22 protein-coding genes and 4 pseudogenes are annotated in these 26,746 nt (G+C 72.1%); 4 read left to right on the top strand and 22 right to left on the bottom strand.

Features of this window, described 5'->3' with window-relative positions; genetic code table 11:
• Positions 1–56 precede the first annotated feature (56 nt).
• Both QM809_RS18225 and guaB read right to left on the bottom strand, forming a co-directional pair.
• Positions 57–1,223: a GuaB3 family IMP dehydrogenase-related protein gene (locus QM809_RS18225; RefSeq protein ID WP_415047271.1), complete on the bottom strand. Its 1,167-nt coding sequence runs from the start codon at positions 1,221–1,223 to the stop codon at positions 57–59.
• A 75-nt stretch (positions 1,224–1,298) separates the two neighbouring features.
• Complete coding sequence (gene guaB, locus QM809_RS18230; RefSeq protein ID WP_415047272.1) at positions 1,299–2,810, bottom strand: IMP dehydrogenase; 1,512 nt, start codon at positions 2,808–2,810, stop codon at positions 1,299–1,301.
• Between the two features lie 64 nt (positions 2,811–2,874).
• Between guaB and QM809_RS18235 the strand changes: the two genes are divergently transcribed.
• Positions 2,875–3,264, top strand: a complete 390-nt coding sequence (locus tag QM809_RS18235; RefSeq protein WP_415047273.1) for a DUF5319 domain-containing protein — start codon at positions 2,875–2,877, stop codon at positions 3,262–3,264.
• Between the two features lie 128 nt (positions 3,265–3,392).
• Here the strand turns inward: QM809_RS18235 and QM809_RS18240 are convergent, their stop codons facing one another.
• The 3 genes and pseudogenes from QM809_RS18240 to QM809_RS18250 all read right to left on the bottom strand — a co-directional run bounded on the left by QM809_RS18240 (position 3,393) and on the right by QM809_RS18250 (position 5,833).
• Positions 3,393–4,283, bottom strand: a complete 891-nt coding sequence (locus QM809_RS18240; protein ID WP_415047274.1) for an anti-sigma-D factor RsdA — start codon at positions 4,281–4,283, stop codon at positions 3,393–3,395.
• Positions 4,280–4,853, bottom strand: a pseudogene (locus QM809_RS18245) (sigma-70 family RNA polymerase sigma factor). Before QM809_RS18245 ends, QM809_RS18240 begins: the two are co-directional and overlap by 4 nt.
• Before the next feature lie 122 nt (positions 4,854–4,975).
• Positions 4,976–5,833: a hypothetical protein gene (locus QM809_RS18250; RefSeq protein ID WP_415047275.1), complete on the bottom strand. Its 858-nt coding sequence runs from the start codon at positions 5,831–5,833 to the stop codon at positions 4,976–4,978.
• 263 nt (positions 5,834–6,096) lie between these two features.
• Between QM809_RS18250 and QM809_RS18255 the strand changes: the two genes are divergently transcribed.
• Positions 6,097–6,396 (top strand): WhiB family transcriptional regulator, encoded by a 300-nt coding sequence (locus tag QM809_RS18255; protein WP_415047276.1) that lies wholly within the window; start codon positions 6,097–6,099, stop codon positions 6,394–6,396.
• A gap of 229 nt (positions 6,397–6,625) precedes the next feature.
• Here QM809_RS18255 and groES read toward each other — a convergent pair whose 3' ends face one another.
• Both groES and QM809_RS18265 read right to left on the bottom strand, forming a co-directional pair.
• Entirely contained in the window at positions 6,626–6,925 is a 300-nt protein-coding gene (gene groES / locus QM809_RS18260) for a co-chaperone GroES (protein ID WP_415047277.1), read from the bottom strand.
• 171 nt (positions 6,926–7,096) lie between these two features.
• Complete coding sequence (locus tag QM809_RS18265) at positions 7,097–8,212, bottom strand: YncE family protein (RefSeq protein WP_415047278.1); 1,116 nt, start codon at positions 8,210–8,212, stop codon at positions 7,097–7,099.
• Positions 8,213–8,269: 57 nt separating this feature from the next.
• Here QM809_RS18265 and QM809_RS18270 point away from each other — a divergent pair, with 57 nt between their 5' ends.
• Both QM809_RS18270 and QM809_RS18275 read left to right on the top strand, forming a co-directional pair.
• The gene (locus QM809_RS18270) at positions 8,270–10,981 is read left to right on the top strand and encodes an AMP-binding protein (protein ID WP_415047279.1); all 2,712 of its coding nucleotides are present in this window, start codon (positions 8,270–8,272) and stop codon (positions 10,979–10,981) included.
• Complete coding sequence (locus tag QM809_RS18275; RefSeq protein ID WP_415047453.1) at positions 10,911–13,445, top strand: thioesterase domain-containing protein; 2,535 nt, start codon at positions 10,911–10,913, stop codon at positions 13,443–13,445. Before QM809_RS18270 ends, QM809_RS18275 begins: the two co-directional genes overlap by 71 nt.
• Positions 13,446–13,451: 6 nt before the next feature.
• On the opposite strand, the gene tsaD is transcribed toward QM809_RS18275, so the two are convergent.
• The 15 genes and pseudogenes from tsaD to rplM form a co-directional block, all read right to left on the bottom strand.
• Positions 13,452–14,480: a tRNA (adenosine(37)-N6)-threonylcarbamoyltransferase complex transferase subunit TsaD gene (gene tsaD / locus QM809_RS18280; protein ID WP_415047280.1), complete on the bottom strand. Its 1,029-nt coding sequence runs from the start codon at positions 14,478–14,480 to the stop codon at positions 13,452–13,454.
• Positions 14,477–14,953 (bottom strand): ribosomal protein S18-alanine N-acetyltransferase, encoded by a 477-nt coding sequence (rimI, locus tag QM809_RS18285; RefSeq protein ID WP_415047281.1) that lies wholly within the window; start codon positions 14,951–14,953, stop codon positions 14,477–14,479. Before rimI ends, tsaD begins: the two co-directional genes overlap by 4 nt.
• Before the next feature lie 10 nt (positions 14,954–14,963).
• Positions 14,964–15,690, bottom strand: a pseudogene (gene tsaB, locus QM809_RS18290) (tRNA (adenosine(37)-N6)-threonylcarbamoyltransferase complex dimerization subunit type 1 TsaB).
• Between the two features lie 181 nt (positions 15,691–15,871).
• A pseudogene (gene tsaE / locus QM809_RS18295) lies at positions 15,872–16,279 on the bottom strand (tRNA (adenosine(37)-N6)-threonylcarbamoyltransferase complex ATPase subunit type 1 TsaE); the annotation flags it as partial.
• Positions 16,276–17,374, bottom strand: a pseudogene (locus QM809_RS18300) (alpha/beta fold hydrolase). The pseudogenes tsaE and QM809_RS18300, both read right to left, overlap by 4 nt.
• 110 nt (positions 17,375–17,484) lie before the next feature.
• On the bottom strand, positions 17,485–18,666 hold the full coding sequence (alr, locus tag QM809_RS18305) for an alanine racemase (protein WP_415047454.1): 1,182 nt from the start codon (positions 18,664–18,666) through the stop codon (positions 17,485–17,487).
• 70 nt (positions 18,667–18,736) lie between these two features.
• On the bottom strand, positions 18,737–20,266 hold the full coding sequence (locus QM809_RS18310; RefSeq protein ID WP_415047282.1) for an NAD(P)H-hydrate dehydratase: 1,530 nt from the start codon (positions 20,264–20,266) through the stop codon (positions 18,737–18,739).
• 2 nt (positions 20,267–20,268) lie between these two features.
• Positions 20,269–22,131 (bottom strand): glutamine--fructose-6-phosphate transaminase (isomerizing), encoded by a 1,863-nt coding sequence (gene glmS / locus QM809_RS18315; protein WP_415047283.1) that lies wholly within the window; start codon positions 22,129–22,131, stop codon positions 20,269–20,271.
• A gap of 11 nt (positions 22,132–22,142) precedes the next feature.
• The gene (locus QM809_RS18320) at positions 22,143–23,102 is read right to left on the bottom strand and encodes a dienelactone hydrolase family protein (RefSeq protein WP_415047284.1); all 960 of its coding nucleotides are present in this window, start codon (positions 23,100–23,102) and stop codon (positions 22,143–22,145) included.
• On the bottom strand, positions 23,099–23,320 hold the full coding sequence (locus QM809_RS18325) for a hypothetical protein (RefSeq protein ID WP_415047285.1): 222 nt from the start codon (positions 23,318–23,320) through the stop codon (positions 23,099–23,101). Before QM809_RS18325 ends, QM809_RS18320 begins: the two co-directional genes overlap by 4 nt.
• Positions 23,317–23,877 (bottom strand): hypothetical protein, encoded by a 561-nt coding sequence (locus QM809_RS18330; RefSeq protein WP_415047286.1) that lies wholly within the window; start codon positions 23,875–23,877, stop codon positions 23,317–23,319. Before QM809_RS18330 ends, QM809_RS18325 begins: the two co-directional genes overlap by 4 nt.
• Positions 23,874–24,155 (bottom strand): hypothetical protein, encoded by a 282-nt coding sequence (locus tag QM809_RS18335; protein ID WP_415047287.1) that lies wholly within the window; start codon positions 24,153–24,155, stop codon positions 23,874–23,876. Before QM809_RS18335 ends, QM809_RS18330 begins: the two co-directional genes overlap by 4 nt.
• Positions 24,156–24,262: 107 nt before the next feature.
• Entirely contained in the window at positions 24,263–25,600 is a 1,338-nt protein-coding gene (gene glmM / locus QM809_RS18340) for a phosphoglucosamine mutase (RefSeq protein WP_415047288.1), read from the bottom strand.
• A 14-nt stretch (positions 25,601–25,614) separates the two neighbouring features.
• Complete coding sequence (rpsI, locus tag QM809_RS18345; protein ID WP_415047289.1) at positions 25,615–26,133, bottom strand: 30S ribosomal protein S9; 519 nt, start codon at positions 26,131–26,133, stop codon at positions 25,615–25,617.
• Positions 26,130–26,573 carry a 50S ribosomal protein L13 gene (rplM, locus tag QM809_RS18350; RefSeq protein ID WP_415047290.1) on the bottom strand — a complete coding sequence of 148 codons (444 nt, stop codon included), beginning with the start codon at positions 26,571–26,573 and terminating at the stop codon, positions 26,130–26,132. Before rplM ends, rpsI begins: the two co-directional genes overlap by 4 nt.
• Between the last annotated feature and the right edge of the window lie 173 nt (positions 26,574–26,746).

Below are 26,746 nucleotides of genomic sequence, written 5' to 3' on the forward strand. Positions count from 1 at the left end.
GGAAGCATGCCCTTACCTGACGTGCCGGACGCCCCGGAGACGCCCTCCACCGGAGGTCAGCCGCGGACGGAGAGACCGACCTTCTGGAACTCCTTCAGGTCCGCGTAGCCGGCCTTGGCCATGGAACGACGCAGCGCGCCGACCACGTTCAGCAGCCCGTCCGGATCGTCCGACGGTCCGGTGAGCACCCGCTGGAGGCTCTCCCGCTGATCGTCGACCGCGACCTGCAGCAGTGCGCCGCGCGGCGTGTCCGGGTGGGCGGCGGCCGACGGCCAGTACCAGCCCCGGCCGGGCGCCTCCTTCGAGGCGGCGAGCAGCGTGCCCAGGGACACCGCGTCGGCGCCGCAGGCGATCGCCTTGGCGACGTCGCCCGAGGTGTGCAGATCGCCGTCGGCGATGACGTGCACGTAGCGTCCGCCGGTCTCGTCGAGGTAGTCGCGGCGGGCGGCGGCGGCGTCGGCGATCGCGGTGGCCATCGGCACCCCGATGCCCAGCACCTCGTTGGTGGTCGTCGCCCCCTCGGCGGAACCGTAGCCGACGATCACCCCGGCCGCCCCGGTCCGCATCGAATGCAGCGCCGTGCGGTGATCGTGCACGCCGCCGGCGATCACCGGGATGTCCAGATCGGAGATGAAGGTCTTGAGGTTGAGCGGCTCGGCCACCAGGCCGTCCTCGCTGCCGCGGTCCACCAGCGTCACGTGCTCGGCCGAGATGATCGTGCCGTGCACGACGAGGATCTCCAGTCCCGCCTCGAGCAGCGCCGGAGTCAACTCCGGCGCGTGCTGCGGGCTGACCCGCACCGCGGTGGTCACCCCCGCCTCACGGACCTTCGAGACCGCGGAGGAGAGCAGGTCGGGGCGGATCGGGGCGGCGTGCAGCTCCTGCAGGAAACGCACCGCCGCCGACGGCTCCTCGTCGCTCTCGGCGATCGAGATCAGCTCGTCGAGCTTGCTCTCGACGTCCTCGTGCCGCGCCCAGAGGCCCTCGCCGTTGAGCACGCCGAGCGCACCCGACCGGCCCAGCTCGATCACCGACTCCGGCGATCCGAGCGCATCGGTGGGATGGTTCAGGAACGGCATCTCGAAGCGGTAGGCGTCGATCTGCCAGGCCGTCGAGGTGTTCTTCGACGACCGCGTCCGTCGCGACGGGACGATCGAGATGTCTTCGAGTTCATAGGTCCGGCGGGCGGTCCGGCCCATCCCGAATTCGACGAGGTCACGCACGTTGATCGCGCCTTTCTTCTCCGCGGTTGCGCGGTTGGGTCAGCAGGGTCTGCGGGTGGATGTTCTGCGGTGCCGTCAGCGCGAGTAGTAGTTCGGCGCTTCGGCGGTCAGGGTGATGTCGTGCGGGTGCGACTCCTTGAGTCCGGCCGCGGTGATCTGCACGAACTGCGCCTCCTGCAGTTCGGCGATGGTGTGCGCACCGGTGTACCCCATGGCCGCGCGGAGGCCGCCGACCAGCTGGTGGATCACCTGGCCGAGCGGGCCGCGGAACGGCACGCGTCCCTCGATGCCCTCCGGCACCAGTTTGTCCTCGGCCAGGACGTCGTCCTGGAAGTAGCGGTCCTTGGAGTACGACTTGCCCTGGCCGCGGCCCTGCATGGCGCCGAGCGAACCCATGCCCCGGTAGCTCTTGAACTGCTTGCCGTTGACCAGGATCAGTTCGCCCGGCGACTCGGCGGTGCCGGCCAGCAGGGAACCGAGCATCGCGGTGGACGCGCCGGCCGCCAGGGCCTTGGCGACGTCGCCGGAGTACTGCAGGCCGCCGTCGGCGATCACCGGCACCCCGGCGGGCTTGGCGACGGCGACGGCTTCGAGGATCGCGGTGATCTGCGGGGCGCCCACCCCGGCGACGACGCGGGTGGTGCAGATGGAGCCGGGGCCCACACCGACCTTCACCGCGTCCACCCCGGCGTCGATGAGCGCCTGCGCTCCGCCGCGGGTGGCGACGTTGCCGCCGATGATCTGGACCCGGTCGCCGAACTCGGTCTTCACCTTGGTGACCATGTCCAGGACGCCGCGCGAGTGACCGTGGGCGGAGTCGATCACCAGCACGTCGACGCCGGCGTCGGCGAGCGCGCTCGCCCGCTGCCAGGCCTCGTCGCCCGCACCGATGGCGGCGCCGACCAGCAGACGGCCGTCGGCGTCCTTGGTGGCGTTCGGGTGCTGCTCGGTCTTGACGAAGTCCTTGACCGTGATCAGGCCGGTGAGCTTGCCGTCGCCGTCGACGATGGGCAGCTTCTCGATCTTGTGGCGCCGCAGCAGCCCGAGTGCGGCCTCCGCGGACACGCCCTCCTGGGCGGTGATCAGCGGCGCCGGGGTCATCACCTCGGACACCTTGCGTGTCTGGTCGTGCTCGAAACGCATGTCGCGGTTGGTGATGATGCCGACCAGGTCGCCGTCGGCGTCGACGACGGGCAGTCCGGAGATCCGGAACCGGCCGCACATCTGGTCCACCTCGGCGAGGGTGTCGTCCGGACGGCAGGTGACCGGATCGGTGACCATACCGGCCTCGCTGCGCTTCACCTGCTCCACGGCCGACGCCTGCGCCTCGATCGACATGTTGCGATGCAACACGCCCATGCCGCCGGCGCGGGCCATCGCCACGGCCATCCGGGACTCGGTGACGGTGTCCATCGCCGAACTCACCAGCGGGACGTTGAGCGAGATCTCCCGGGTTAACTTCGACGAGGTGTCCACGGCGTTGGGCACCACCTCCGAGGCCGCCGGAAGCAGCAGGACGTCGTCAAAGGTCAGGCCGAGCATCGCGACCTTGTCGGGATCATCTCCACCGGTGCGTACGTGCGTCATCCGTCTATCGTATCGGCGGAGCCGGAAGGCGACTGCAGTGGGCCGAATCCGCTACGGTGGAACCGTGCACGACCACTTCCCTCCCGGCATGCCGCCGGATCCGTTCGCCGACGATCCGAGCGACCCCGCCGCCGCTCTCGACGCGCTGGAGCCCGGCGTGCCGCTCGACGCGCAGGAACGTGAAGCGGTCACCGAGGACCTCGCCGACCTCGACGTCTACGAGCGTCTGCTCGCGCCGCGCGGCATCCGCGGTCTGGTGGTGGTGTGCGAGGACTGCCGCGAAGACCACTTCCACGACTGGGAGATGCTGCGCGCCAGCCTGCACCAGCTGTTGATCGACGGTTCGGTCCGTCCGCACGAGCCCGCCGTGAATCCGCGGCCGGAGGACTACGTCACCTGGGACTACTGCCGCGGCTTCGCCGACGCGCACGCCATCTTCCGCGACCGTCGCTGATTCGAAGACCCCTTCGACGCGTAGGCGAGCCCCGCTCGCCTACGCGGTGCTCGCCTGCGCGATTCTTCAAAGACTCGCCGCCGTTCGCCCGCGGCGCGGGAAACGGCGGCGAGACGCCCGGAGAGACCCTACGAGGTGGGCGCCGGGTCCACCGGATCGGACGCCGCTTCGGCGCTCGTCCGCGCCGATGACGTCGACGTCGGCTCCGAGGTGGCCGTCGGCGTCGTCGTCGACGGCTGCTGTTGCGGTGGCGACGTCGGCTGCTCGGTGGGCTGCGGCGTCGGTGTCGGCGTCGACGGCCTGCTCTGCGTCACCGTCGCGCTGACGGTGTTCGACGGCGTCGTCGGATCGGTGATCGACGACGGGAGCGTCGCGGCGTCGCTCGACGGCGCCTTGGTCGCGGTCCGGGTCGAGGAGACGGCGGGGGCCCCGTCGTCGTTCCGCAGCCGCTTGATCCACTGCTGCATCCGCTCGCGGGTCGCACGATCCTGGACAGGCCCCAGATCCCGCTCGGCACGGGCGACCAGAGCGGCCGCCTTCGCCTGGTCGCCCGAGGCGAGTGCCGCTTCGGCCTGTTCCAGATTGCTCTGCACGTCCACCGTGGCCTGGGTCTGCTCGGCCTCCTCGGCGAAGACGACCTTCTTCACGTTCCACAACGGATCGCCCGGCTGGGAGTTCTCCGACAGCACCAGCAGACCGGCCGCGGCCACCGCGGTGATCGCGGCGGCGCCGGAGACCAGCCGCAGATGACGCGAGGTGGACTTGCGCTTCTCGTCCGCCTTCTGCGCGGCGAGCGCCTTCTCGACGTCGGCGAGGGTCGGCTGTTCCGGCACCGGATCGGCGAGCGACTCCGCCCGCCAGGCGAAGAGCAGTTCTCCCAGTTCCCGTTCGGATCGATCGGAGTCCGGCAACGCGTGTCCGGCGAGTAGAGCGTCGAGGAATCGGTCGTCGTGGCGTACGGCGTTCAGATCGACGGACACGACGTCGGCGGCTTCCCCGCGATAGTCCTGATCGGTCACCGTTCACCTCCCTGAGTCAGCAGTTTCTTGAGTTTCGCCAGCGCCCGATGCTGTGCGACACGCACGGCTCCGGCGCTGCTCCCGACCGCTTCCGCCGTCTCCTCCGCGGACATGCCCACCACCAGGCGCAGCACGAGGATCTCGCGCTGCTTCTCCGGCAGGTTCTCGAGCAACCGGGCCATGCGGCGGCCGGCATCGCTGTCCAGCGCACGCTGCTCGGGTCCCGAGGACATGTCGACCGATTCCGGTACGGCATCGACCGGGTCGGCCTTGACGCGCGAGGCCGAGCGCATGGCGTCGGCCACCTTGTGCGAGGCGATGCCGTAGACGAACGCCATGAACGGGCGCCCCTGGTCTTGGTACCGGGGCACCGCGGTCATCACCGCCATCAGCACCTCCTGAGCTACGTCGTCAGCCGAGAACAGGTGCCGTTCGGCAGCACCCATCCGCGCCCGGCAGTAACGCAGGACCGGTTCCCGCACACTCTTCGAGCACTGAGCTCAGCGCTGCGCGGTCTCCGCGTGCCGCTTCCCGGACCTTCTGGTCCAGCGCCTCACCTGTCAGTTTCATCGTCCCGTTGCACTCGAAGTGTTACATCGCCGTCCAGTGAACCCCGTTCGCCCCACGCGCCACGGAATCCACGGCACCACTCGGGTCGTGGCAGGCATTGTCGGCGGGTCACCCGACTCACCTTATCGACCGTGGCGCTCACCGACCGCCAGGGGCGCGATCGGCATGCCCCGGCGCGCCAGGACCGCCCGCAGTCGGGCGACCTCCGCGAGGTGGTCGCCGCCGCCTGGCGTCACCCCCGCCAGCAGGCTCGCCGCCGCCCACTGCAGGGGCAGCAGCCCCCGCTCGCCGGCCTCTCGCCAGACCTCCGAGGCGTCGTGCCGAGCCCCGGGCGTGTCTCCCTCAGCCGCGGACACCGCGGCGGCGATCAACCGGGTCTTGATCCGGTGCCGCGCGGACGGCGAGGCCGCCGCGAGGGCCTGCGCCCGCGCCGCCGCAGACCGGGCGACGTCGAGGCGCCCCGAGTAGAGACCCCACTCGCTGCGCACCCACGCCACCCGCAGTCGGACACGACCGACCGTGCACCACGGCTCGCCGCCCGGCACCGGTCCGGCGGCCGGGCCGCCGGGGAACCGCTCGTCCAGACGGTCGCCCGCCCGGTCCAGGAGGATCCGTGAGCCGGCGAGGTCACCGATGCCGAGCCCGTCGGCCGCCAGCCCGACCAGGCCGTCGACCCACGCCGCGACGACCCACGGCCGCATCGCCTCCTCCGCCGCGGCGGGCTCCCGGTCCGCGGCCGCCGCCGAGGCGCACGCCCGGCCGTCCGCGGCCCGGGCCAGAGCGTGCCCGCCGGCCTGCCGGGTGAGCGAGGCGCGCGTGCTGTGCGCGAGCGACACGATCGCCGTCGACGTACGACGATCGGCGACGACGTCGTCGAGCAGCGTCCGCGCCGCGGCGACCCGCCCCTGCGCACCGAGCTCGACGGCCCGCTCCCAACGCTCGCTTCCCGCCGGCCTCATCGCCGTGATCCGTGCCGTCATGATCCTCGTCTCAATGGATTTCGCCAGGCGTAACACTCGGTGACCGATCGTCGCCGACGATGCCGTGGAGTTCCCGTCATGTTTACTCCGTGTTACGCGGTTCCGAGGAATCCGCAGGAGCCGAACCTCCCGTTAACCTTTCGGCAAAAATGCTGCTCAAACACCCTTTCAAAGCTGTTTGACTCGCTAGATTTCCACACCCTAGCGTTCCCTGTGTAAGCCAGCTGAAGAAGAACTGGGAATCACGAGAAAAGGGGTGCGCCGTGACCATCACTGCAGACCGACTGCCCGGGCCGAACGCCGATTTCTGGGACTGGCAGCGTCTCGGCGGCTGCCGGGGACTGGACTCCTCGGTGTTCTTTCATCCCGAGGGGGAACGGGGCCACGCACGACTCCAGCGCGAGCGTCGGGCCAAACAGATCTGCGCGGAGTGCCCGGTGATCGAGCAGTGCCGTTCGCACGCGCTGTCCGTCGACGAGGTCTACGGGATCTGGGGCGGGCTCACCGAACACGACCGGCACATGCTCCGGCGCCGACGCCCGGCGCACTCGCTCGCCTCCTGAAGCCACGGGGCGCGGCGGGCCCCGCACCCTCGGGTCCGCCGAACCTCATCGGGGGTCCGCCGGAACGGCGGTGCGTCCGGCGAGCCTCGGGTCCGAGGTCGGCGGAGCACCGGAGAACCGCGACGATCCGGCCGCCGCAGCCAGCCGGAACCACCCCAGACAGACAGCGCAGACAGACAGAACCGCCCCGGCAGGAGAACCTGCCGGGGCGGTGGTCTGTGCTCGGTGATCAGCCGATGACGGCGAGGATGTCGCGCGCCGAGAGGATCAGGTACGACTCACCGCCGTAGGTGATCTCGGTGCCGCCGTACTTGCTGTAGATGACGGTGTCGCCCTCGGCGACGTCGACCGGGATGCGGTTCTCGCCCTCGTCGTCCCAGCGGCCGGGGCCGACAGCGATGACCTTGCCCTCCTGGGGCTTCTCCTTGGCCGAGTCCGGGATGACCAGACCGGAAGCGGTGGTCGTCTCGGCCTCGACTGCCTGAATAAGGATCTTGTCCTCAAGCGGCTTGATGTTCACGCCTGCCACGATGTCAGTCCTTCTCGTTCGTCTGTTCTCAAGGTTGTCGGCCGGGGTTCGGTGCCGCGTCGTCGCGGGTGCCGCAGCGGTGATCCACAGCCACTTGGCACTCTACCCATGCGAGTGCCAGCACTCAACACCGGACACTGATATCGCCGGACGCGTCCTCGCCGACCCGGTTCAGCCGCGCGGGGTGACGACCGTCAACCGATCGCCGATGTGCTGGGTGCCGTAGACCACGCCGGTCCCCTCGTCGACGACGACCGTGTGCACCGGATCGCCGACCTGCAGCGTCGTGAGGAGCGCGCCGGAGTCGGCGTCGAGCACGGTGATCGTCTTCTTCTGCAGGTTGGCCGTGTACACCCGACGCCGCTTCCCGTCGATGGCGACCTTGGCCGGGCTGGTGCCGGTGTCGACGGTCTTCTCGATGGTCAGCGAGTCCGGATCGATGATCGAGATCTTCCCGGTGTCGAAGCTGGCCGCCCACACCCGGCCGGTCGCCGGATCCACCTTCGGCCGCGAATTCGACGGCGTCTTGATCCGCTTGACGACCTTCTCCGTCTTCAGATCGACGACGGCGACGAAGTTGTCCTTCTTGTTCGCGTAGTCCGCGTTGCCCACGTAGAGCCGGTTGCGCGACGCGTCGACGTCGAGGAACGACGCCTTGTTGAGGTTCGGGACGTCCTTGATGCGGCGGCCGGTGGCGCCGTCGATCACGGCGACCCTGCCCGAGCCGTTCAGGCCCACGTAGAAGCGTCCGGTGGCCGGGTTCACGACGGCGCCCATCGGATGCTCGTCGGGCATGGCGGTGAAGTCGCTCGGCGTGACGGCCTTGGCGTCCATCCCGAAGAGGGTGACGCCGTTACCGTGGGAGTTGGTGGTGAGCACACGGCTGCGCTTCGTGTCGAGCGCGATGCCGTCAGGAACCTGCGGGGTGGGGATGAGGCCCTTGTCGCCGATCATCATCAGGCCGTACGGCTGGTTCGACAGATCGATGCCGCGGACCGGCTTCTTCGACTGCGTCGAGAAGACGGTGACCCGCGGGGTGACCGGCTTCCCCGACGGGATCACATCGCTGCCGGTGGTGCGGAACGCCTCGTTGTTGTCGGTGATGAACAGTCGACTGCGTCCCTGATCGATGGCGAGCTCGCCACCGCTGGTCACTCCCGCCGACACCGAGGAGACTCGGTAACCGGGTGCCGCTTCGGCCGGAGCCGGAGTGAAGAGGACACTGGAGAGCACGACGGCACCGGCCACGACCCCGGCCCGCCGCAGAACGGAACTGCTAGTTTTCATGAGGTCAGCCTAACTTGGAAGAACCCGATCAGCTAACCTCCCGAAACACTCACCACCGTGGGAAGCAGCCCTGTGACCGATGATCTGACCGCCGCCCAACACGCCGTGTGGTTCGCCCAGCAGCAGGTCGGCGACGCGCCCGTGTACCAGTGCGTCGAACGAATCGACATCACCGGCCCCTTCGACGTCGACCGTTTCACCCGTGTCCTGCGCGACCGTCTGCGCCGGATCCCGGCCCTCAACGCCCGGTACCGGGACGACGGCGCCGGCCCGCACCGCATCCCCGACGACCGCGCTCACCCGATCCGTCTGCACCTGCTCGACGCCGACGGGGACCCGGCCGCCGCCGCGGCCGCGCTCGCGGAGATCATCGCGTCCACGACGGCTCCCCGGCCGATCGGGACGACGCTCGACGGCGACCTGCTGTCCGGGCACGACCTGATCCGGTTGACGGACCGCCACCACGTCTGGGTTCCGCGGATCCATCACATCGCGGTCGACGGCTACTCGTTCGCCGCCCTGCTGCGGTGGACCGCCGAGTGCTACTCCGCCGATCTGGCGGGGCTGCCGCTCCCCGAATCGCCGTTCTCCCCGCCCGATCCCGCAGGTGGCGACTCGAACGGCGAGGACGCGGAGTTCTGGGCGGGCTACCTCGATGCCGCCCGGCCCGCGTCGATCTCCCGCGCCGAACCGTCCCCGGCCCGCGAGCCCGCGTACCGTCACCGCGTCGAGTTGGCACCGCGCTCGGGGGACGGTCGCCGGGGCTGGGCGGAATCGATGATGGCCGCCCTCGCCTGCTACGTCGGCGCACTGTCCGGCGAAGCCGTCGTGACCCTCGGCGTGCCGTGGGCCCACCGCCGCTGGGGCGGACCGGTGACGATGGAACCCGAGGTGAACATCCTGCCGCTCCGGCTGACGGTCGCCCCGACCATGACGGTGGGCGAGCTCGTCGACGCGGTGACGCGAGAACTCGCCGTCGTGCGCCCGCACATCGGCCATCGCGCGGACCGGCTGCGGCGCGATCTGGGTCTCGTCGGCGCCGACAGCCCGCTCTACGGGCCGTGCGCGAACATCAAGTTCTTCACCCCGGAGCTGCGTTTCGGCGAGGCCGCCGGAACCGTGAGCAACATCTCGATGGGCCCGGTCGACGATCTGACCCTCACCGGGTCGCCGCGCCCCGACGCGGGCTTCCTGCTGGAGGTCGAGGCCGCACCCGCCCGATACACCGCAGAGCAGGCCCGCGACCACGCCGAGCGGCTCGGCGCCCTGCTCGCCCGGATCGGCGCCGCCGACGCCGAGACCCCGCTCGGCGCCCTGCCGATCGCGCTCCCCCGCGAGGCGGAACTGGAGATCGTCGAACGCAATCGCACCGATTCGCCCGCGCTCCGCGCCGAAGCCGAGTCCGTCACGCTCGCGACGCTGCTCGCCGAGGCCGCCGTCGTCCACGCGGACCGGCCCGCGCTCGCCTGGGGCGGCACGACACTCACCTATCGGGAGCTGCGCGCCGCGGTCGCCGATCTCGCCGACACCCTGGCCGCCCACGGCGTCGGACGCGGCGACGTCGTCGCCCTGCGGCTGGAGCGCTCCCCCGAGACCGTCGCCGGGCTGCTGGCGACGCTCGAGTGCGGGGCGGCGTATCTGCCGATCGATCCGGCGCTGCCCGCCGAACGCGTCGTCGACATGCTCGACGACGCGCGGCCCCGGGTCCTGCTCACCGCACCCGACGACGCCGCGCCGGCCGACGGCACCGCGTACTGGCGCCGCGACGCCCTCGCACTCCGGATCGATCCGGGTCCCGGACCGGTCCCGGACACGGTCGTCGGCCGATCGTCGCCGCGCGATGCCGCCTACCTCATCTTCACCTCCGGCTCCACCGGCCGGCCGAAGGGCGTGGTGGTGGAGCACCGCAGCATCGTCAACCGCCTGCGGTGGATGGACGAGATGTTCGGGCTCGGCCCGGACGACCGGGTGCTGCAGAAGACGCCCTACTCCTTCGACGTGTCCGTGTGGGAGTTCTTCTGGCCGCTGATCAGCGGTGCGACGCTCGTGCTCGCGACGCCGGGCGTGGAACGGGACAGCCCGGAGCTGGCGCGGGAGATGGTGGAGCGGGCGATCACCGTGTGCCACTTCGTGCCGTCGGCGCTCGCGGCGTACCTGGCGGCCGACCCCTCCGCCGCCGGCGAGCACGCCCTGCGACTGGTGGTCTGCTCCGGTGAGGCGCTGCCGCCGGAGGTCCTCCGGCGCGGCCGGGAGCTGCTGCCGTACGCGAGCATCCACAACCTCTACGGGCCGACCGAGGCCGCCGTCGACGTGACGGAGTGGGCGCCGGGACCGGACTGGGACGCCCGCGCCGTGCCGATCGGCGTCCCCGTCCCGAACACCGCGGCCTACGTGCTCGATGCCGGCGCTGCGCCCGCAGCCGCCCGGGGCGATCGGCGAACTGTATCTGGCCGGGATCCAGCTCGCCCGCGGCTACCTGCGTCGTCCCGGCCTCACCGCACGACGATTCGTCGCCGATCCGTTCGCGCCGGGCCGCCGGATGTACGCGACCGGGGATCTGGTGCACCGCGACGACACCGGTGCGCTGCGGTACGACGGCCGGGTCGACGACCAGGTGAAGGTGCGCGGACGCCGTATCGAACTGGGCGAGATCACCGAGGCGCTCGCCGACCAGCCCGCGATCGCCCAGGCCGCGGCGGTGACCCGGGAGGTGGCGACCGGGACGGGGACGTCGACGGTCATCGTCGGCTACGTGGTCCCGGCCGGTGACGGCATCGACCGGTCGCAGCTGCGCGATGCCCTGTCCCGTCGACTGCCCCCGTACATGGTCCCCACCGCGATCGAGGTGCTCGACGCCCTGCCGATGACGCGGAACGGGAAGCTGGACCGTCGTCGGCTGCCCGCGCCGACCCTCGGCGACGGTCCGCAGGCCGCGCCGCGCTCCCCGCACGAGGCCGTGCTGGAACCCCTGTTCGCCCGAGCCCTCGGTCGCACGCACGTCTCGGTGACCGACAGCTTCTTCGACCTGGGCGGCACCTCGCTGACCGCTTCGGTGCTGGCCCGACGCTGCGCCGATGCGCTCGGGACCGCGGTGACCGTCGCCGATCTGTTCGCCGCCCCGTCGGTCTCGGCCCTCGCCGACCGGATCGGCGGCGGCGCCTCGGCCGACCCGTTCGGCCGGCTGCTCACCCTGCGGCCCGCTCCCGTTCCCGCGGACGGATCGCCGGACGCCGACTCGGCGGGGCCGGTCTTCGCGATCCACCCGGCGGGCGGGCTCGGCTGGTGCTACGCCGGACTGCTCCCGGAGCTGGATCCGGGCACCGGACTGTACGCCCTGCAGGCGGACGGGCTCGACGGCTCACCGCTCCCGCAGACGCTGCGGGAGGTGGCCCGCGACTACCTCGACACCATCGAGGAGGTCGCCCCGACCGGGCCGATCCAGCTGCTCGGCTGGTCGGTCGGCGGGGTGATCGCGCACGAGATCGCGGTCGCCGCCGCCGCACGCGGACGCCTCGTGAGCCGCCTCGTGCTGCTCGACGCGTACCCGAGCGAATGCTGGGACGGCCGTCCGGCCGCGACCCCCGCCGAGGTGCGCCGCGCCCTGCTGATCATGGCCGGGGCGGACTCCGACAGCGAACTCCGGACCGACGACGACGTCCTGGCCGCCCTGCAGGAGCAGGGGGCGGCGCTCGGCGGCCTCTCCGTCGAGCAGGTGCGGCGGGTGGCCGAGGTGGTCGGACACTTCGCCGTCCTGATGCGCTCGCATCGCACCGGCGTCGTCGACGTCGACGCCCGGCACGTCGCCGCGGCCCGCAGCGCCGAGGACTTCCTTCCGCCGCGGGCCTGGGAACCGCACGTCCACGGCGCGCTCACCTACACCGAGCTCCCGGTGACGCACCCGGGCATGGTCTCGCCCGAATCGCTCGCCGCGGTGGCCGCGATCCTCAACGGCCCCGTATCGGCCGGCCCCCGGGGATCCGGGGACACCGCCGAACCGGAGAGCGGGGGCCGCGCCGCCGAGGCGACCGCGGCCCTGCGCGCGCGGATCGTCGAACATGCGCCGGGGCGGGATGCGGCGGCCGTGATCGACGCGCTCGCCGCGCACGGCACCCCGCTGGTGACCGTCGACCCCGCCGATCCGACGGCGCGGCGGGTCCTGCTCGCCCACGTCGCCCACGAGGGCGCGGCCGGGGTGTACGTCTGGGTCAACCGGATCACCGACGACCCCGACGGACCGGACGGACTGCTGCGCCGGTGGGGTGCGACGAATCTCTGGTTCACCGAGTTCTCGGTGCCGAACGGCACCATGGCGTCGTACCGGTTCTACGCGTACGACGCCGACGATCCCGCCGTGCACGACGGCCGCCTCGAGTACTCCCGGGCGGTGGCCGACGCCGCGGTGGACGACCCCGCCGATCACCGCGCTCCGGACTCGCCGTTCGGCTCCGTGCTGCGCACCCCGGGCGCCCCCGACCTGCGCCGCTGGCGGCGCGGCGCGGCCGCTCGGCCCGGTCCCCGAACCGTGGAGTCGGGGCATCTCGCCGACGGCACCCGGTGGCGCCTGACCGAGCCGATCGGCGACGGCGATGCGGAACCGCGGATCGTCGTCGTCCCGGATGCCCAGAAGTGGTTCGATCGGTGCGACCTGCCCGGGGTGCTGGCCGCAGCAGGTTCGGGCACAGCAGGTTCGGGTTCGGCGGATTCGGGTTCGGGGGATCCGGGTGCCCCGGTGGCGATCCTCGGCGTGGACGCGCCGGGCGACGGTCCCTCCCGGCGGCGGCAGCTCGGCGCCGACCGGGCCTTCCTCGCCTCGATCGCCGACGATGCCCTGCCGCGGGCCCGCACCGTGCTCGGAGCGACCGAAGCGCGGGCCGTCTGGGCCGGTCAGAGCCTCGGCGGCCTCAGTGCGCTGGCCGCGGCCGCCTGGTTCCCCGACGCCGTCGACGAGCTGATCGTCTACTCGCCCTCGCTGTGGTTCTCCCCCGACGGCCCCGCCCGCCCCGCCGACTGGGACGGCGGTCGCCCCTGGATCGCCGACCTCCTGGCCGACGCGGCGCCCCGGCCGACCCGGCTCGCGGTCGGCCGCAACGAACGGCTCCTGGCCGCACCGGTCACGGGACTGGCCCGGGAACTGGCGGAGGCGGGCTGGCCGGTCACGCTGACGACCTACGCCGGCGGCCACGACCTCCCGTGGTGGGCGCACCTGCTCGCGGCGGACCTCCGCACCCGGTGACCCGGACTACAGCTTGCTGACCTGCACCGACATCCCGGGATCGGTGGCCACGGTCAGCGGCGACGGCGGTGCGCCGCCGGCGATCACGTGCGCGCCGAGCGTCGCGACCATCACCCCGTTGTCGGTGCACAGCCGCGGCGCGGGGACGCGCAGCTCCACCCCGGCCGCGTCCGCCCGCTCCCGGGCCAGCGCCCGGATCCGCGAGTTCGCGGTCGCCCCGCCGCCGAGCACCAGGGTGTCGACGCCGCGTTCGGTGCACGCCCGCATCGCCTTGGCGGTGAGCACGTCGGCGACGGCCTCCTGGAAGCTCGCCGCCACGTCGGGCACGCTCACCGCACGACCGGCGCGCACCTCGCCCTCCACGTAGCGGGCGACGGCGGTCTTGAGTCCGGAGAACGAGAAGTCGTACGGCGCGTCCCGCGGCCCGGTGAGGCCGCGCGGGAAGCGGATCGCCTCCGGATCCCCGTCGCGGGCCATCGCGTCGATCACCGGGCCGCCGGGGTAGCCGAGATCGAGCAGCCGCGCGACCTTGTCGAAGGCCTCCCCCGCGGCGTCGTCGATCGTCGTGCCCAGCTCGTCGATGGGCCGGGCCAGATCGTCGATCCCGAGCAGATGCGTGTGCCCGCCGGAGACCAGCAGGGCCACCGACGACGGCATCGGGCCGTGTTCCAGGGTGTCGACGGCGACGTGCCCGCCCAGGTGGTTCACCGCGTACAACGGCACGTCCCACGCCAGCGCGTACGCCTTGGCCGCGGCCACCCCCACCAGGAGCGCACCGGCCAAGCCGGGTCCGATGGTCACCGCGATCGCGTCGGGCCGGTCGATCCCGGCGGCCTCGCGGGCCCGCCGCATGGTCGGCACCATCGCCTCCAGGTGCGCGCGGGAGGCGACCTCGGGCACCACGCCGCCGTAGCGGGCATGCTCGTCCTGACTCGAGGCCACCTCGTCGGCCAGCAGCGTCGCCGACTCTCCGTCCCACGAGACGATGCCGACACCGGTCTCGTCGCACGAACTCTCGATCCCCATCACGATCACGGGCCGGGCTCCTCCTCCCGCGCGGGCCGCACCATGGTGTAGGCGTCGGCGCCGGACGGCTGATAGTAGTTGCGGCGCACGCCCGCCACGGCGAACCCCGAGTTCTCGTACAGTCTGACGGCCGGCGCGTTGTCGGTGCGCACCTCCAGGAACACCGGTGCGCCGTGGGCGTCGGCGACGGCCAGCATGGCATCCATCAACGCCCGACCGCCCCCGGTCCCCTGCCGTCCCGGGGCGACGGCGATGGTGTGCACCTCGCACTCGTGGTCGCCGGGCGGACCCAGCACGCTGATCCCCGCGTACCCGGCGACGGGCTCGTCCGGGGCCTCCCGCAGCGCGAAATAGCGGTTGTGCGGTGCCGCGAGCTCGCTCACGAAACCGGTCAGCGGCCACGGCGAGTCCCCCGCGAACAGCTCGATCTCCAGTTCCGCGCACCGCGGCAGGTCACGCGGGGTGAGCGCGTCGACGATCACGACGGCGTCCTCACAGCAGCGACTTGCGCCGCTGATCCTTCAGCTCGACGGCGTCCGGACGACGCAGATATAGCGGCACCAACGGCTCGGGCGCACCGAGCCCCGAGCCTTCGGATCCGCTCCCCGAGCTTTCCGTCCCGCTCCCTGAGCCTGTCGAAGGGGCGAGCGCCGCGGCCACCAGCGAGGCCGCCGTCGGCACCGTCGCCGACGACACCGGCGGTCCGTAACGATCGGTGAATCCCGGAGTACCGGCCACGACGGCCGCCGCACCCGGTTCGACGACGTCGGGCGCGCTCACCTCGGGGCCGGCGACCCGTGCGCCCCCCGAGTACCTCGCCCAGTACACCTCGCGGCGGCGCGCATCGGTCACCACCAGGATCTCCGGCGACTCGGTCGCCGCGGCCGCGATCGCATTCGAGCGAACACACCCCGTACACCGGGAGATCGAGCGCATCGGCGTACGCGGAAGCCGTGGCCATCCCCACGCGCAGACCCGTGAACGGCCCCGGACCGCACCCGGTCACCACCGCCGCCAGGTCCGCACCGGTGATCCCGGCGTCGGCCAGCACCTCACCGATCAGCGAGGTGAGCACCTCGGCGTGACGACGATGATCGTCCACCTTCCGTTCCGCCCGCGACTCGATCGACCCGTCGGAGCCCAGCCGGACCACTCCGGCCACCACCGACGGGGTCGCGGTGTCCAGCGCCAGGATCCACCGCTCGGTCGCCTCAGTCATTTCTCACCCATTCCCAGGTCGCCGTCCGCACCTCTGATTCGTCGGCCGGGGTCTCCGACCCGCCCACGTCGTTCCCGGCGTCGAACACCCCCGACCCGCTCACGTCGTTCCCGGCGTCGAACACCCCCGACCCGCTCACGTCGTTCCCGGCGTCGAGCGTCCCCGGAGGGTTCGCCTCGGTCCGGCGCAGCCGCACCAGCAGGAACTCGTCGACCAGCCGCTCGGCCACCCCCTCGCCCCACTCCACGACGACCACCGAATCGGCCAGATCCGTGTCCAGGTCGAGCGCGTCGAGGTCGTCGAGCCCGCCGAGCCGGTAGGCGTCGACGTGGATCAGGCCCGGGCCGCCCGGCACTCCGGGGGCGTGCTGGCGGGCGATGATGAACGTCGGCGACGACACCCGACCCGTCACCCCGAGACCGGCCGCGAGACCGCGGGTCAGGGCCGTCTTGCCCGCGCCCAGCGGGCCGTCGAGGATCACCAGGTCGCCGGGTCTCAGGATCGAGGCGAGATCGGCGCCGAGCGCCTCGGTGTCGGCGGTCTCGGGCAGCACCCGGCTGCCGGGGACCCCGCGTGCGCACCCGCTCATCGCGACCCCCGATACCAGCTCGTCACCGGACGCGGCCGGGTCGGCCGCGGATGCGCCGGACGAGCGCGCTCGACCAGCTGGTCGAGCGCGTCGTTCACCAGATCCGGGTACTCCATCGGCAGCGTGTGACCGCAGCCCTCGCCGATCACCAGCCGCGCATCGTCACCGAGTGCGGAGAACATCCGCACCGAGTTCGGCAGCGGGGTGACCCGATCGGCGTCGCCGCACATCACGACGGACGGGACCTGCGCGAGCACCGGGATCGCCGTGGACTCGTCGTGGCGCTCCAAGGCGTGCAGGAAGTTCACCATCGTCGAGATCGAGGTGTTCTGGATCATCTTCTCCGCGGCGCGCTCGGTGGCCGGACTGTAGTAGTCGGGGCCGAAGCTCCCGGCGACCAGCACCGGGTACACGACCCGCCGGGTGACGCCCCGACCGGCCTGGACCAGGCGCGGGAAGTGCCGGACCGAGAGACGCAGAGCGTCGACGATCGGATTGTTCAACCCCTCGCCCAGCCCGGCCTCGGTGATGCCGCGGGCCGCGGTCGAGACCAGGCCGACGCCGCTGACCCGGCCCTCGTGACCGAACAGGTCGGGGTGGCGGCGCGCCAGCGCCATCACCGTCATGCCGCCCATCGAATGTCCGACCAGCACCACCGGACCGGTCGGCGCCGTCGCCCGGATCACCGCCGCGAGGTCTTCGCCGAGTTGCGGGACCGAACAGCTCGCCGCCGGTGCGGGATCGCTCTTGCCGTGGCCGCGCTGGTCGTAGAAGACCATCGTGATCCGCCGATCGGCCCAGCGCCGGGCGAGCTCGTACCGCTGGAAGTGCCACGCCGCCATGCGCAGGGTGAAACCGTGGACGAAGATCACCGTCAGCTCCGGTTCACGCTCGTCGGCGGGGTCCCCGGTCCGACACGTGCGCACCGCCAGCCCGACGCCGTCGTCGGCGATGACGGTGGACGGCTCGTCGTCGTAGATCGTGGTGAAGTCGACGCCGACGTGCGGATCGACGTCGGTGCCCTTGCGCCGGCGGCGACGACGCCGCAGCGACGTTGCCGCCGACGGTGGCGCCGAGCGAGCCGACGTCCTTCAGCCCCGAGGTCAGGGCGCGCTGTGCCTGCGGGCTCTTCGCCGGGGGCGTCTCGACTCCCCGAGCCTCACGAGCCGGGGTCGCCGGCTCCGGTGCCGTCGGATCGGACTCGCTCACCGCGCCGCCTCCCGGGTGTCCGGGCCCGGCGTGTCCGCGTTCTCGGCCGCGCCTCCGACATAGCGACGACGGGCCCGGCCCCGTATCCCGGTGAAGATCTCGTAGTCGATGGTGTCGATCGTCGCCGCCCACTCCGTCGCGGTCGGCACCGGTGGCCGGCCGGACCGGCTCGCGCCGAACAGGACCGCCCGATCGCCTTCGGCGACGCCGCCGCCGTCGGGTCCGAGGTCGATCACCAGCTGGTCCATGCAGACGCGTCCGACGCTCGGGAAGCGCCGGCCCGCGACGTCGACGTCGAACCGGCCGGAGAGCAGACGCGGGATCCCGTCCGCGTATCCGGCGGCGAGCACCGCGATCACCGTGTCCCGCGGGGCGACCCACCGGTGCCCGTACGAGACGCCCTGCCCGGCGGGGATCCGCTTCACCAGCGCGACCTCGGCGGTGAGCGTCATCGCGGGGATCAGACCGAAGTCGCCCCGTTCCGGGATCGGCCGCCCCCCGTAGAGCGCGACGCCGGGCCGCACGAGGTCGCGGGCCAGGTCGGGGCGGGTCAGCGCCGCAGGCGAGTTGGCGACGTGGGTCAGTTCCGGGGTCACGCCGAGTGCGACCAGTTCGCGGGTCGCCTCGTCGAGCCGCTGCGCCTGCGCGGTGTTGAGCGGATTGTCCGGCTCGTCACCGCAGGCCAGGTGGCACATCATCGCGCGCAGCGTGATCGCGCCTTCGGCCTGAGCTCTCGCCAGCGCCCGGGCGGTGTCCGCCCAGTCGGCGTGCCCGATACCGCTGCGACCGAGTCCGGTGTCGACCTTGGCGGTGACCGTGGCCGTGGTCCCGAGCTCACGGGCCGCGGCGACGACGGCGGCCAGCTGCCGCGACGACGAGACCGCGACGTCGACGTCGGCGGCGATCGCGGCGGCGAAATCGGTGGACGGGCTGTGCAGCCACGCCGTGATGTGCGCGTCGATCCCGGCGGCGCGGAGAGCGAGAGCCTCGCTGACGTGCGCGGTGCCGAGTTCGGCCGCACCCGCCGCGAGCGCGGCCCGGGCGACGGGCACCGCACCGTGGCCGTAGCCGTCGGCCTTGACCACCGCGATCGGCGGCACGCCCGCCCGGTCGGTGATCACCCGGACGTTGTGGGCGATCGCGTCGAGGTCGACGGTCACGGTGAGCGGCGCGGGCATGGCCGGGCCCGCGGCCGTGGAAGCGGTCCCCCCGGAGACGGTCTCCCCGGAAACGGTCGGTTCTGTCATGTCAGTCTTCCTCCCCGGAACGGTCCGACGACGGATCCAGCACCCGGCGCAACGCCTCGGGCACCGCCGCCACCAGGTCGGAGGCGCCGATGGGGATCGTGCCGCCGCCGCTGGCCAGCAGCGCGGCCACGGCGTGCACACGCGCCGCGGCCGCCGCGTCGAGCATCGGCGGCCGTTCGGCACCCCAGAAGAGCGACGACGGCCGGTCGACGGCCAACAGCGCTCCGGCGATCCCGGCCAGCACGTCGCCGGCGCCCGCCGTCGCCGCCGCCGAGCCCCCGGCGTCGTTGCCGAGCACCCCGCCGCCCGGTTCGGCGATCAGCGTGATCCGTCCTTTGAGCAGCACGGTGGAGTTCAGCCGCGCGGCGAGCTCCCGGACCGCGGTGAGCCGATCCGCTCCCACGGGCGCCCCGGCGAGGCGTTCGAACTCTCCGGCATGCGGCGTCAGCAGGGTCGGCGCGTCTCGCTCCAGCAGTTCGGGTCGGCGCGCGACGACGGTGAGCGCATTGGCGTCCACCAGCACCGGCAGCTCGGTCGCCAGCACCCGCTCGACGAGTTCCTCGGCGGGACCGTCGGTGCCCAGGCCCGGGCCGACGACCCAGGCCTGGACCCGACCGGCGTCGTCGAAGTCGGTCACCGCCACCACCTCGGGTCGGTGGGCCACCACCTGGGGCGCCGCCGAGCCGACGAAGCGGGTCATCCCCGACGTCGCCGCCACCGAGCCCGCCGTGCTGAGCACGGCGGCCCCGGGATACCGGTCGGAACCGGCGACGATCCCGACGACGCCCTGGGAGTACTTGTCGTCCTGCGGTCCGGGTCGCGGCCACAGCAGGGCGACGTCTCGATCGGTCAGACAGGCGACACCGGGTTCCCTGTTCCCGGTCTCGATGCTCTTCCGCTGCCGCCCCCACCGGTGGACGAGTCGGGTCGACAGGTCGAGGCCGATGTCGATCACCTCGATGCGGCCGCAGGACGGCGCGGCCAGCAGATGCGCCAGCCGGCGTTCGCCGAACGTGACGCAGACGTCCGCCCGCACCGAGGGTTCGTGCACCACTCCGGTGTCCGGGTCGACGCCCGACGGCAGATCCACCGCCAGCACGGGGGCGAACACGCCCGCGAACACCTCGGCCGCGTTCGGGCGCAGCGGTCCGCGCCCGCCCAACCCGACGACGGCGTCGATCACCAGATCGGTGTCCGGTGCGAGACGCTCGGTGACCCGCCCACCGGCCCGGCGGAACGCCGCGAGCCCTCCGGGGTGAGCGGCATCGGGGGCCAGGAGCACCGCGTCGACCGCTACCCCGCGACGACGCAACAACGCTCCCGCGTACAGCGCGTCCCCGCCGTTGTTGCCCGCGCCGACCACCATGCCGACCCGCCGCCCGTACACGCCGTCGCAGCGCGCGACGAGTTCCGCGGCGGCGACCCGGGCCACCCCGTTCGCGGCACGCGCCATCAGGACGCCGCCGGTCAGCAGTTCACCGGTGGACTCCTCGGCGGCGCGGATCTGATCCGCGGTGTAGTAGCCGATCACGGCTACTCGACCGTCACCGACTTCGCGAGGTTACGCGGCTTGTCGACGTCGTAGCCGCGCTCCTGGGCGACGGTGGCCGCGAACACCTGCAGCGGCACCGTGGACACCAGCGGTTGCAGCAGCGTCGGGGTGTGCGGGATCGGGATCAGGTGGTCGGCCACCGCGGCGGCCGCCTCGTCACCCGGCTCGGCGATCACGATGGTGCGCGCACCGCGGGCCTGGATCTCCCGGATGTTGCTGATCATCTTGGAGTGGAGCACCGCACGGCCCTCCGGCGACGGCATCACGATGATCACCGGCAGCCCGTCTTCGATCAGAGCGATCGGGCCGTGCTTCAACTCGCCCGCGGCGAATCCCTCGGCGTGGATGTAGGCGAGCTCCTTGAGTTTGAGCGCGCCCTCCAGCGCCACCGGGTAGCCGACGTGCCGGCCCAGGAACAGGACGGTGTCGCTGGCGGCGTAGCTGCGGGCCAGTTCACGCACCGGCTCCATCTGCTCCAGGACCTTCTCCACCGCGGCGGGGATGGCCTCCAGCGCGCGGAACTCGGCGACCACCTCGTCGGGGTACTTGGTGCCGACGGCCTGGGCCAGCGCCAGACCGACCATGTAGGCGGCGGCGATCTGCGCCAGGAAGCATTTGGTGGAGGCGACACCGATCTCCGGACCGGCGTGCGTGTAGAGCACCGCATCGGATTCGCGCGGGATCTGGGCGCCGTTGGTGTTGCAGATGGCCAGGACGCGCGCCTTCTGGTCCTTCGCGTGTCGCACCGCCTCCAGCGTGTCGGCGGTCTCCCCGGACTGGCTGATCGCGACCACCAGCGTCGACCGGTCCAGGACCGGGTCGCGGTAGCGGAACTCGCTGGCCAGCTCCACCTCGACGGGCAGTCGGGTCCAGTGCTCGATGGCGTACTTGGCGATCATGCCCGCGTGGTAGGCGGTGCCGCAGGCGACGACGAAGACCTTGTCGACGTCGCGGAGGTCCTGGTCGGAGAGCCGCTGCTCGTCGAGCACGATGCGCCCGCCCTGCAGGTGCCCGAGGAGGGTGTTCACCAGCGCCTCGGGCTGCTCGGCGATCTCCTTGAGCATGAAGTACTCGTAGCCGCCCTTCTCCGCGGCCGCCAGGTCCCAGTCGATGTGGAAGGGCTTGCCGCCGGTCGGGGTGCCGTCGAAGTCGGTGATGTCGAACGAGTCCGCGGTGATCACCACGACCTCGTCCTGGCCCAGCTCGATCGCGTCGCGGGTGTGCTCGATGAACGCGGTCACGTCGGACGCGACGAACATCTCGTTCTCGCCCACGCCCACCACCAGCGGGGTGGAGCGGCGCGCGGCGACGATGGTGCCGGGGTGCTCGGCGGACATGAACACGACGGTGAACGCGCCCTCCAGGCGACGCAGCGTGGCGTAGGCGCTGCCCACGAAGTCGCCGGCGTGGGCGCCGAACGCGTACTCGCGCGCCAGCAGATGCACGGCGGTCTCGGTGTCGGTGTCGGATTCGAACTCGATGCCGAAGTCCTCGAGTTCGGCGCGCAGCGGCGCGTAGTTCTCCAGAATGCCGTTGTGCACCACCGCGAACTCGTGGTCGGTGCTCTGCTGCGGGTGCGCGTTGCGGTCGGTCGGCTGACCGTGGGTGGCCCACCGGGTGTGGCCCATGCCGGTGGTGCCCGACAGCGTGTCCGCGCCCACCTCGGAGATGGCCTTCTCCAGGTTCTCCAGACGACCGGCCTTCTTCTCCACCGCGATCGCCCCGTCGCCGTCGGCGACGGCGGCGCCCGCGGAGTCGTAACCGCGGTACTCCATGCGTCGCAGGGCCTCGATGACGATGGGCAGGGCCTGTCGATGCCCCACGTATCCGACGATTCCGCACATGGTCGTCGAGTTTACCTGGCGGCGGGCAGACCTTTCGTGTCGCGCTCGTCGGCGGGCGGCTCGGCGGCGGCGTCGAACGGCGCCACCCCCAGCAGCTGGGCGAAATGATCGACGTCGGCGCGCCGCTGCGTGGCCGGATCCACGACGAGCAGACCGCCCATCGCGACCTCCGGATCGGAGAAGGCCGCGTACCTCTCGTCACCGGTCAAGCGGTGCAGCAGAAAGCCGGTGACCTGCGCCCGGACCGCCGCGTGGAGTTTGCGCTCGGCACCGTTGATCCCGATGAGCGACTTGGGCGAGAAGCGCTCGAGCAGACCTTTCGAGTCGCCGCCGGGCAGTGTGCGCAGCACCACGTCACCGCCCACGGTTTGAGCCAGCACCAGGGCGTTGCCGGCCATCGAATCGATCTCACCGGCGCCGGCCACGATCAGCGTCGGCGCGGTGACGCTCTCGGCGGCGGGCAGCAGCGTGGCCGTGGTGGGTGCCGGGAACAGCGGGATCAGGGCCTTCACCGGGATCTGCGGCCGACCCAGGAGCGCTTCGGCCGAGGCGGCGCGCACGGCGGCCGCGGCACCGAAGCCGTGCCCCACCAGCCCCACCTTCTCCGGGTCCACGGTGATCGCGTCGGAGGTGCCCAGCCGCACGCTCTGCACCACGGTCAGCGCGGCCCGCAGGTCGGTGGCCAGTTCGATGTCCGAGGCGAGCGGACCCCGTTCCGAATCGGGCGCGGCGACGACGATGCCCCACGACGCCAGATGGAACATCAGGTCGCGGTAGGCGGCGCTGTCGCGCAGCCACGCGTGCCCGAACGCGATCGCCGGCAGGTCGGTGCCGGTCCGGGGCGCGAACACCTGCCCGGCGAGTCCGACGATGCCGAGATCGCCGCGATCGACCTTGTGCGGCCCGCGGCGCGCCAGGTCTTTCATCGACTGATCCGGCGGCGGCGCGACGACTTTCTTCTTCCCGATCACGGCTCCACCCTATCGCCAGCGGCCGACCCGGTACGCCCGTATCCGACGCGGGTCATCAGCGGTGGCAGCGAGTCGGACTCGACGGCGGCGCGGCGACGCGCCGACTCCGCGCGTCCGGCATCGCCGGGTACCCGGCGCCGTCGGTACCGGCGCCGGGCGACGGCGAGTTCGGCCCGCGCCCGGGCCGCGATCGCCTCCAGCTCCGCGAGCGGGCTCACCGCTCGCCCGCCAGGACCAGTTCGCCCGGGGAACGCCACCCTCGGTGCAGCACGCCGATGCCGTCGTTCACCGCCCGGGAGGCCGCGGTGCCCGCGGCGTGCACCAGATCCAGGCGCGCACCGAGCTCGGTGCGCGCCTCCCCCGTGCTCATCGTGACGGCGAGCGGCTCGGCCGCCTCCGTCATCGCCGACCGGTAGTCGTCGATCACCTCGCCGAGGATCAGGTGTGCGGCCGACATCATGCGGGCGTGGATCGCCAACGCCTCCGCGGCGGGGGCGAGGTCGTCGAGGATCCGGGTCGAGGCGCCCACGAGCGCGTCGGCCCCGGTTCCGGTCCAGCTCAGCGGCACCTCGGCGCGCACCCCCGCCACCCGGCGGAGGGTGTCGCCGACCAGGGCCGAATCGGTCCGCAACGCTTCGGCCGTCGCCCCGAACGCGCCGAGATCGAAGGCCGTCACCGCGGCGTGCGGGGCCGCCACCTCGTCGGCGTCGAAGACCACCGCCCCGCGGTCGCGCCAACTCCGCAGCAGGGCCAGGAACGCCTCGATCGGGCTCATCCCGGGATCTCCCGGTCCGCCTCGGCCACCGCGTCGGCGTGCGCGCCGGCGCGCACGGCGAGTTCGGCGAGCCCGGTCGCGCACGCGCTGAGGCGCCCGGCGATCTCCTCCAGGCGGCACCGGAGGGCCTCGGCGGCCTCCCGGTGAACCGGGGTGTGCGCCCAGCCGTGCTCTCGGTCGAGTCGGCGAGCCGAGCCTTCGAGTGCGACGGCCACCGCGTTCTGCCTGGTGACCAGATGTTTCACGGCGTCGGTGTCGAGCCGGAGTGCGTCGTTCATACAGGGTTAGACGCAGCGGAGCCGAGTTCGGTTCCCTCGACACGCCGATTCCCCGTGCCGACCCTCCCGGCGACCGCCGGTCGCCGGGAAGGTGCGGACGAGTCGGATCAGACGGCGGCGACCACGTCGGCCACGCGCTCGGCGATCGACCGCGCATCGTCGGCCGTGGTGGCCTCGACCATCACCCGGACCAGTTGCTCGGTACCCGAGGGCCGCAGCAGGATCCGGCCGCTGCCGTCGAGTTCGGCCTCGGCCTCGGCGACGGCCGCCTGCACGGTGTCCGCGGCGGCGACGGCGTGCTTGTCCGACACCGACACGTTGATCAGCTCCTGCGGGAGCACCGACATCACCCCGGCCAGGTCGGCCAGTCGCGTGCCGGTCTCGGCCACGCGGCGGGCCAGCAGCAGGCCGGTGAGGACGCCGTCGCCGGTGGTCCCGGCGGACGGGATCACGATGTGCCCGGACTGCTCGCCGCCGAGCGCGTACCCGCCGGAGCGGAGCTCTTCGAGCACGTAGCGGTCGCCGACACCGGTCACCCTGACCTCGATGCCCGCCTGCTTCATGGCCAGGTGCAGACCCAGGTTGCTCATCACGGTCGCGACCAGGACGTCGTCGGTCAGCTCGCCGCGCTCATGCATGGCCAGCGCCAGGATCGCCATGATCTGGTCGCCGTCGACCACGGCCCCGGTGGAGTCCACCGCGAGGCAGCGGTCGGCGTCGCCGTCGTGCGCCAGCCCCAGGTCCGCGCCGTGTTCGAGCACCGCCGCCTGGAGGTTCTCCAGGTGGGTGGAGCCGCAGCCGTCGTTGATGTTGAGGCCGTCGGGGTCGGAGTGGATCGCGATCACGCGCGCACCGGCCGCGGAGTAGGCCTGCGGACCGATCGACGACGCCGCGCCGTTCGCGCAGTCCACGACGACGGTCAGGCCCTCGAGGTGGCTGCCGCCGCAGGCGACGAGATGATCGAGGTAGCGGTGCACGGCGTCGGGGGCGTCGACCAGGCGGCCGACGGCCGCACCGACCGGGCGCGGCTGCGGGCCGTCCATCGCTTCTTCGATCGCGTCCTCGACGTCGTCGGACAGTTTGTGCCCGCCCGCGCCGAAGAACTTGATGCCGTTGTCCGGCATGGGGTTGTGGGAGGCGGAGATCATCACGCCGAAGTCCGCCGCGTAGTCGGCGGTCAGGAAGGCCACGGCCGGGGTCGGCACCACGCCGACCCGGATCGCGTCGGCCCCGGCGGCGGCCAGGCCCGCGCACAGCGCGGCTTCGAGGAGTTCCCCGGAGGCCCGGGGGTCGCGGCCGACCACCACGCGGGGTCGACTGCCGGACGAGAGAGCATCTGCACCGAGAACGCAAACGGCGGCCGAGGCCAGACCCAACGCCAGCTCTGCGGTGAGCTGGTCGTTGGCCTGGCCCCGGACGCCGTCGGTGCCGAAAAGGCGAGCCACAGTCTGCGAAGCGATCAGCGCTTGCTGTACTGCGAAGCCTTGCGGGCCTTCTTGAGGCCGTACTTCTTGCGCTCCACGGCACGATCGTCGCGGGTCAGGAAGCCTGCCTTCTTGAGGGCCGGACGATCCTCGGGGCTGACCTCGATCAGCGCGCGGGCGATCGCCAGACGCAGCGCACCGGCCTGGCCCGAGGGGCCGCCGCCGACGAGCTTGGCGTGGATGTCGAAGACGTCGGGACGCTCGACGGTGACCAGCGGAGCCTTGATGAGCTGCTGGTGCACCTTGTTCGGGAAGTAGTCCTCGAGGGTGCGGCCGTTGAGCTTGAACTCGCCGGTGCCCGGCAGCAGGCGGACGCGGACGACGGCCTCCTTGCGGCGGCCGACGGTCTGGATCGGGTGGTCGATGACGACCGGACCGCGCGAGACGACCTCGGCGGCCGGGGCGTCGTCGGACTCGGTGGTGTAAGCGCCGTCTTCCAGAACGACCTCTTCGTCGACGACCTCGACGTCGTTGTTCACGTTCTCGTCAGTCACTGGGACACCTGCTTGATCTCGAAGGGAACGGGGCGCTGGGCCGCGTGGGGGTGGTTCGGGCCGGCGTAGACCTTCAGCTTCGAGGCGATCTGGTCACCGAGCTTGTTCTTCGGGATCATGCCCTTGACGGCCTTCTCCACCAGACGGTCCGGACGGGTGGCCAGAACCTCGCCCATGGTGCGGGACTTCAGGCCGCCCGGGTGACCCGAGTGGTGGTAGATCTTCTTGTCGTTGGCCTTGTTGCCGCTCAGTGCGACCTTGTCGGCGTTGATGATGATGACGTAGTCGCCGCCGTCGACGTGCGGGGCGAAAGTCGGCTTGTGCTTGCCGCGCAGCAGGTTCGCCGCCTGCACGGAGAGGCGGCCGAGCACCACATCGGTGGCGTCGATGACGTACCACTCGCGGGTCACGTCACCGGCCTTCGGGGTGTAGGTAGGCACAGTAGTCCTCACTGTTGTTTCTCTTCTGCCGGTCGAGTGGTCTGGTACGGCGATTCCCGGCGACCGGTGGGGACCCGGGGCCGATCTCCACGTTCACCGGCGAGAGGCGAGCGCACGTGGACCAGGCACCAGCGATCCAGAGTACGGGAGCCGTTCGACTCGGGTCAAAACAC

The sequence above is a fragment of the Gordonia sp. (in: high G+C Gram-positive bacteria) genome, from assembly GCF_047600385.1.
In the GTDB taxonomy this organism is placed as follows: Bacteria; Actinomycetota; Actinomycetes; order Mycobacteriales; family Mycobacteriaceae; genus Gordonia.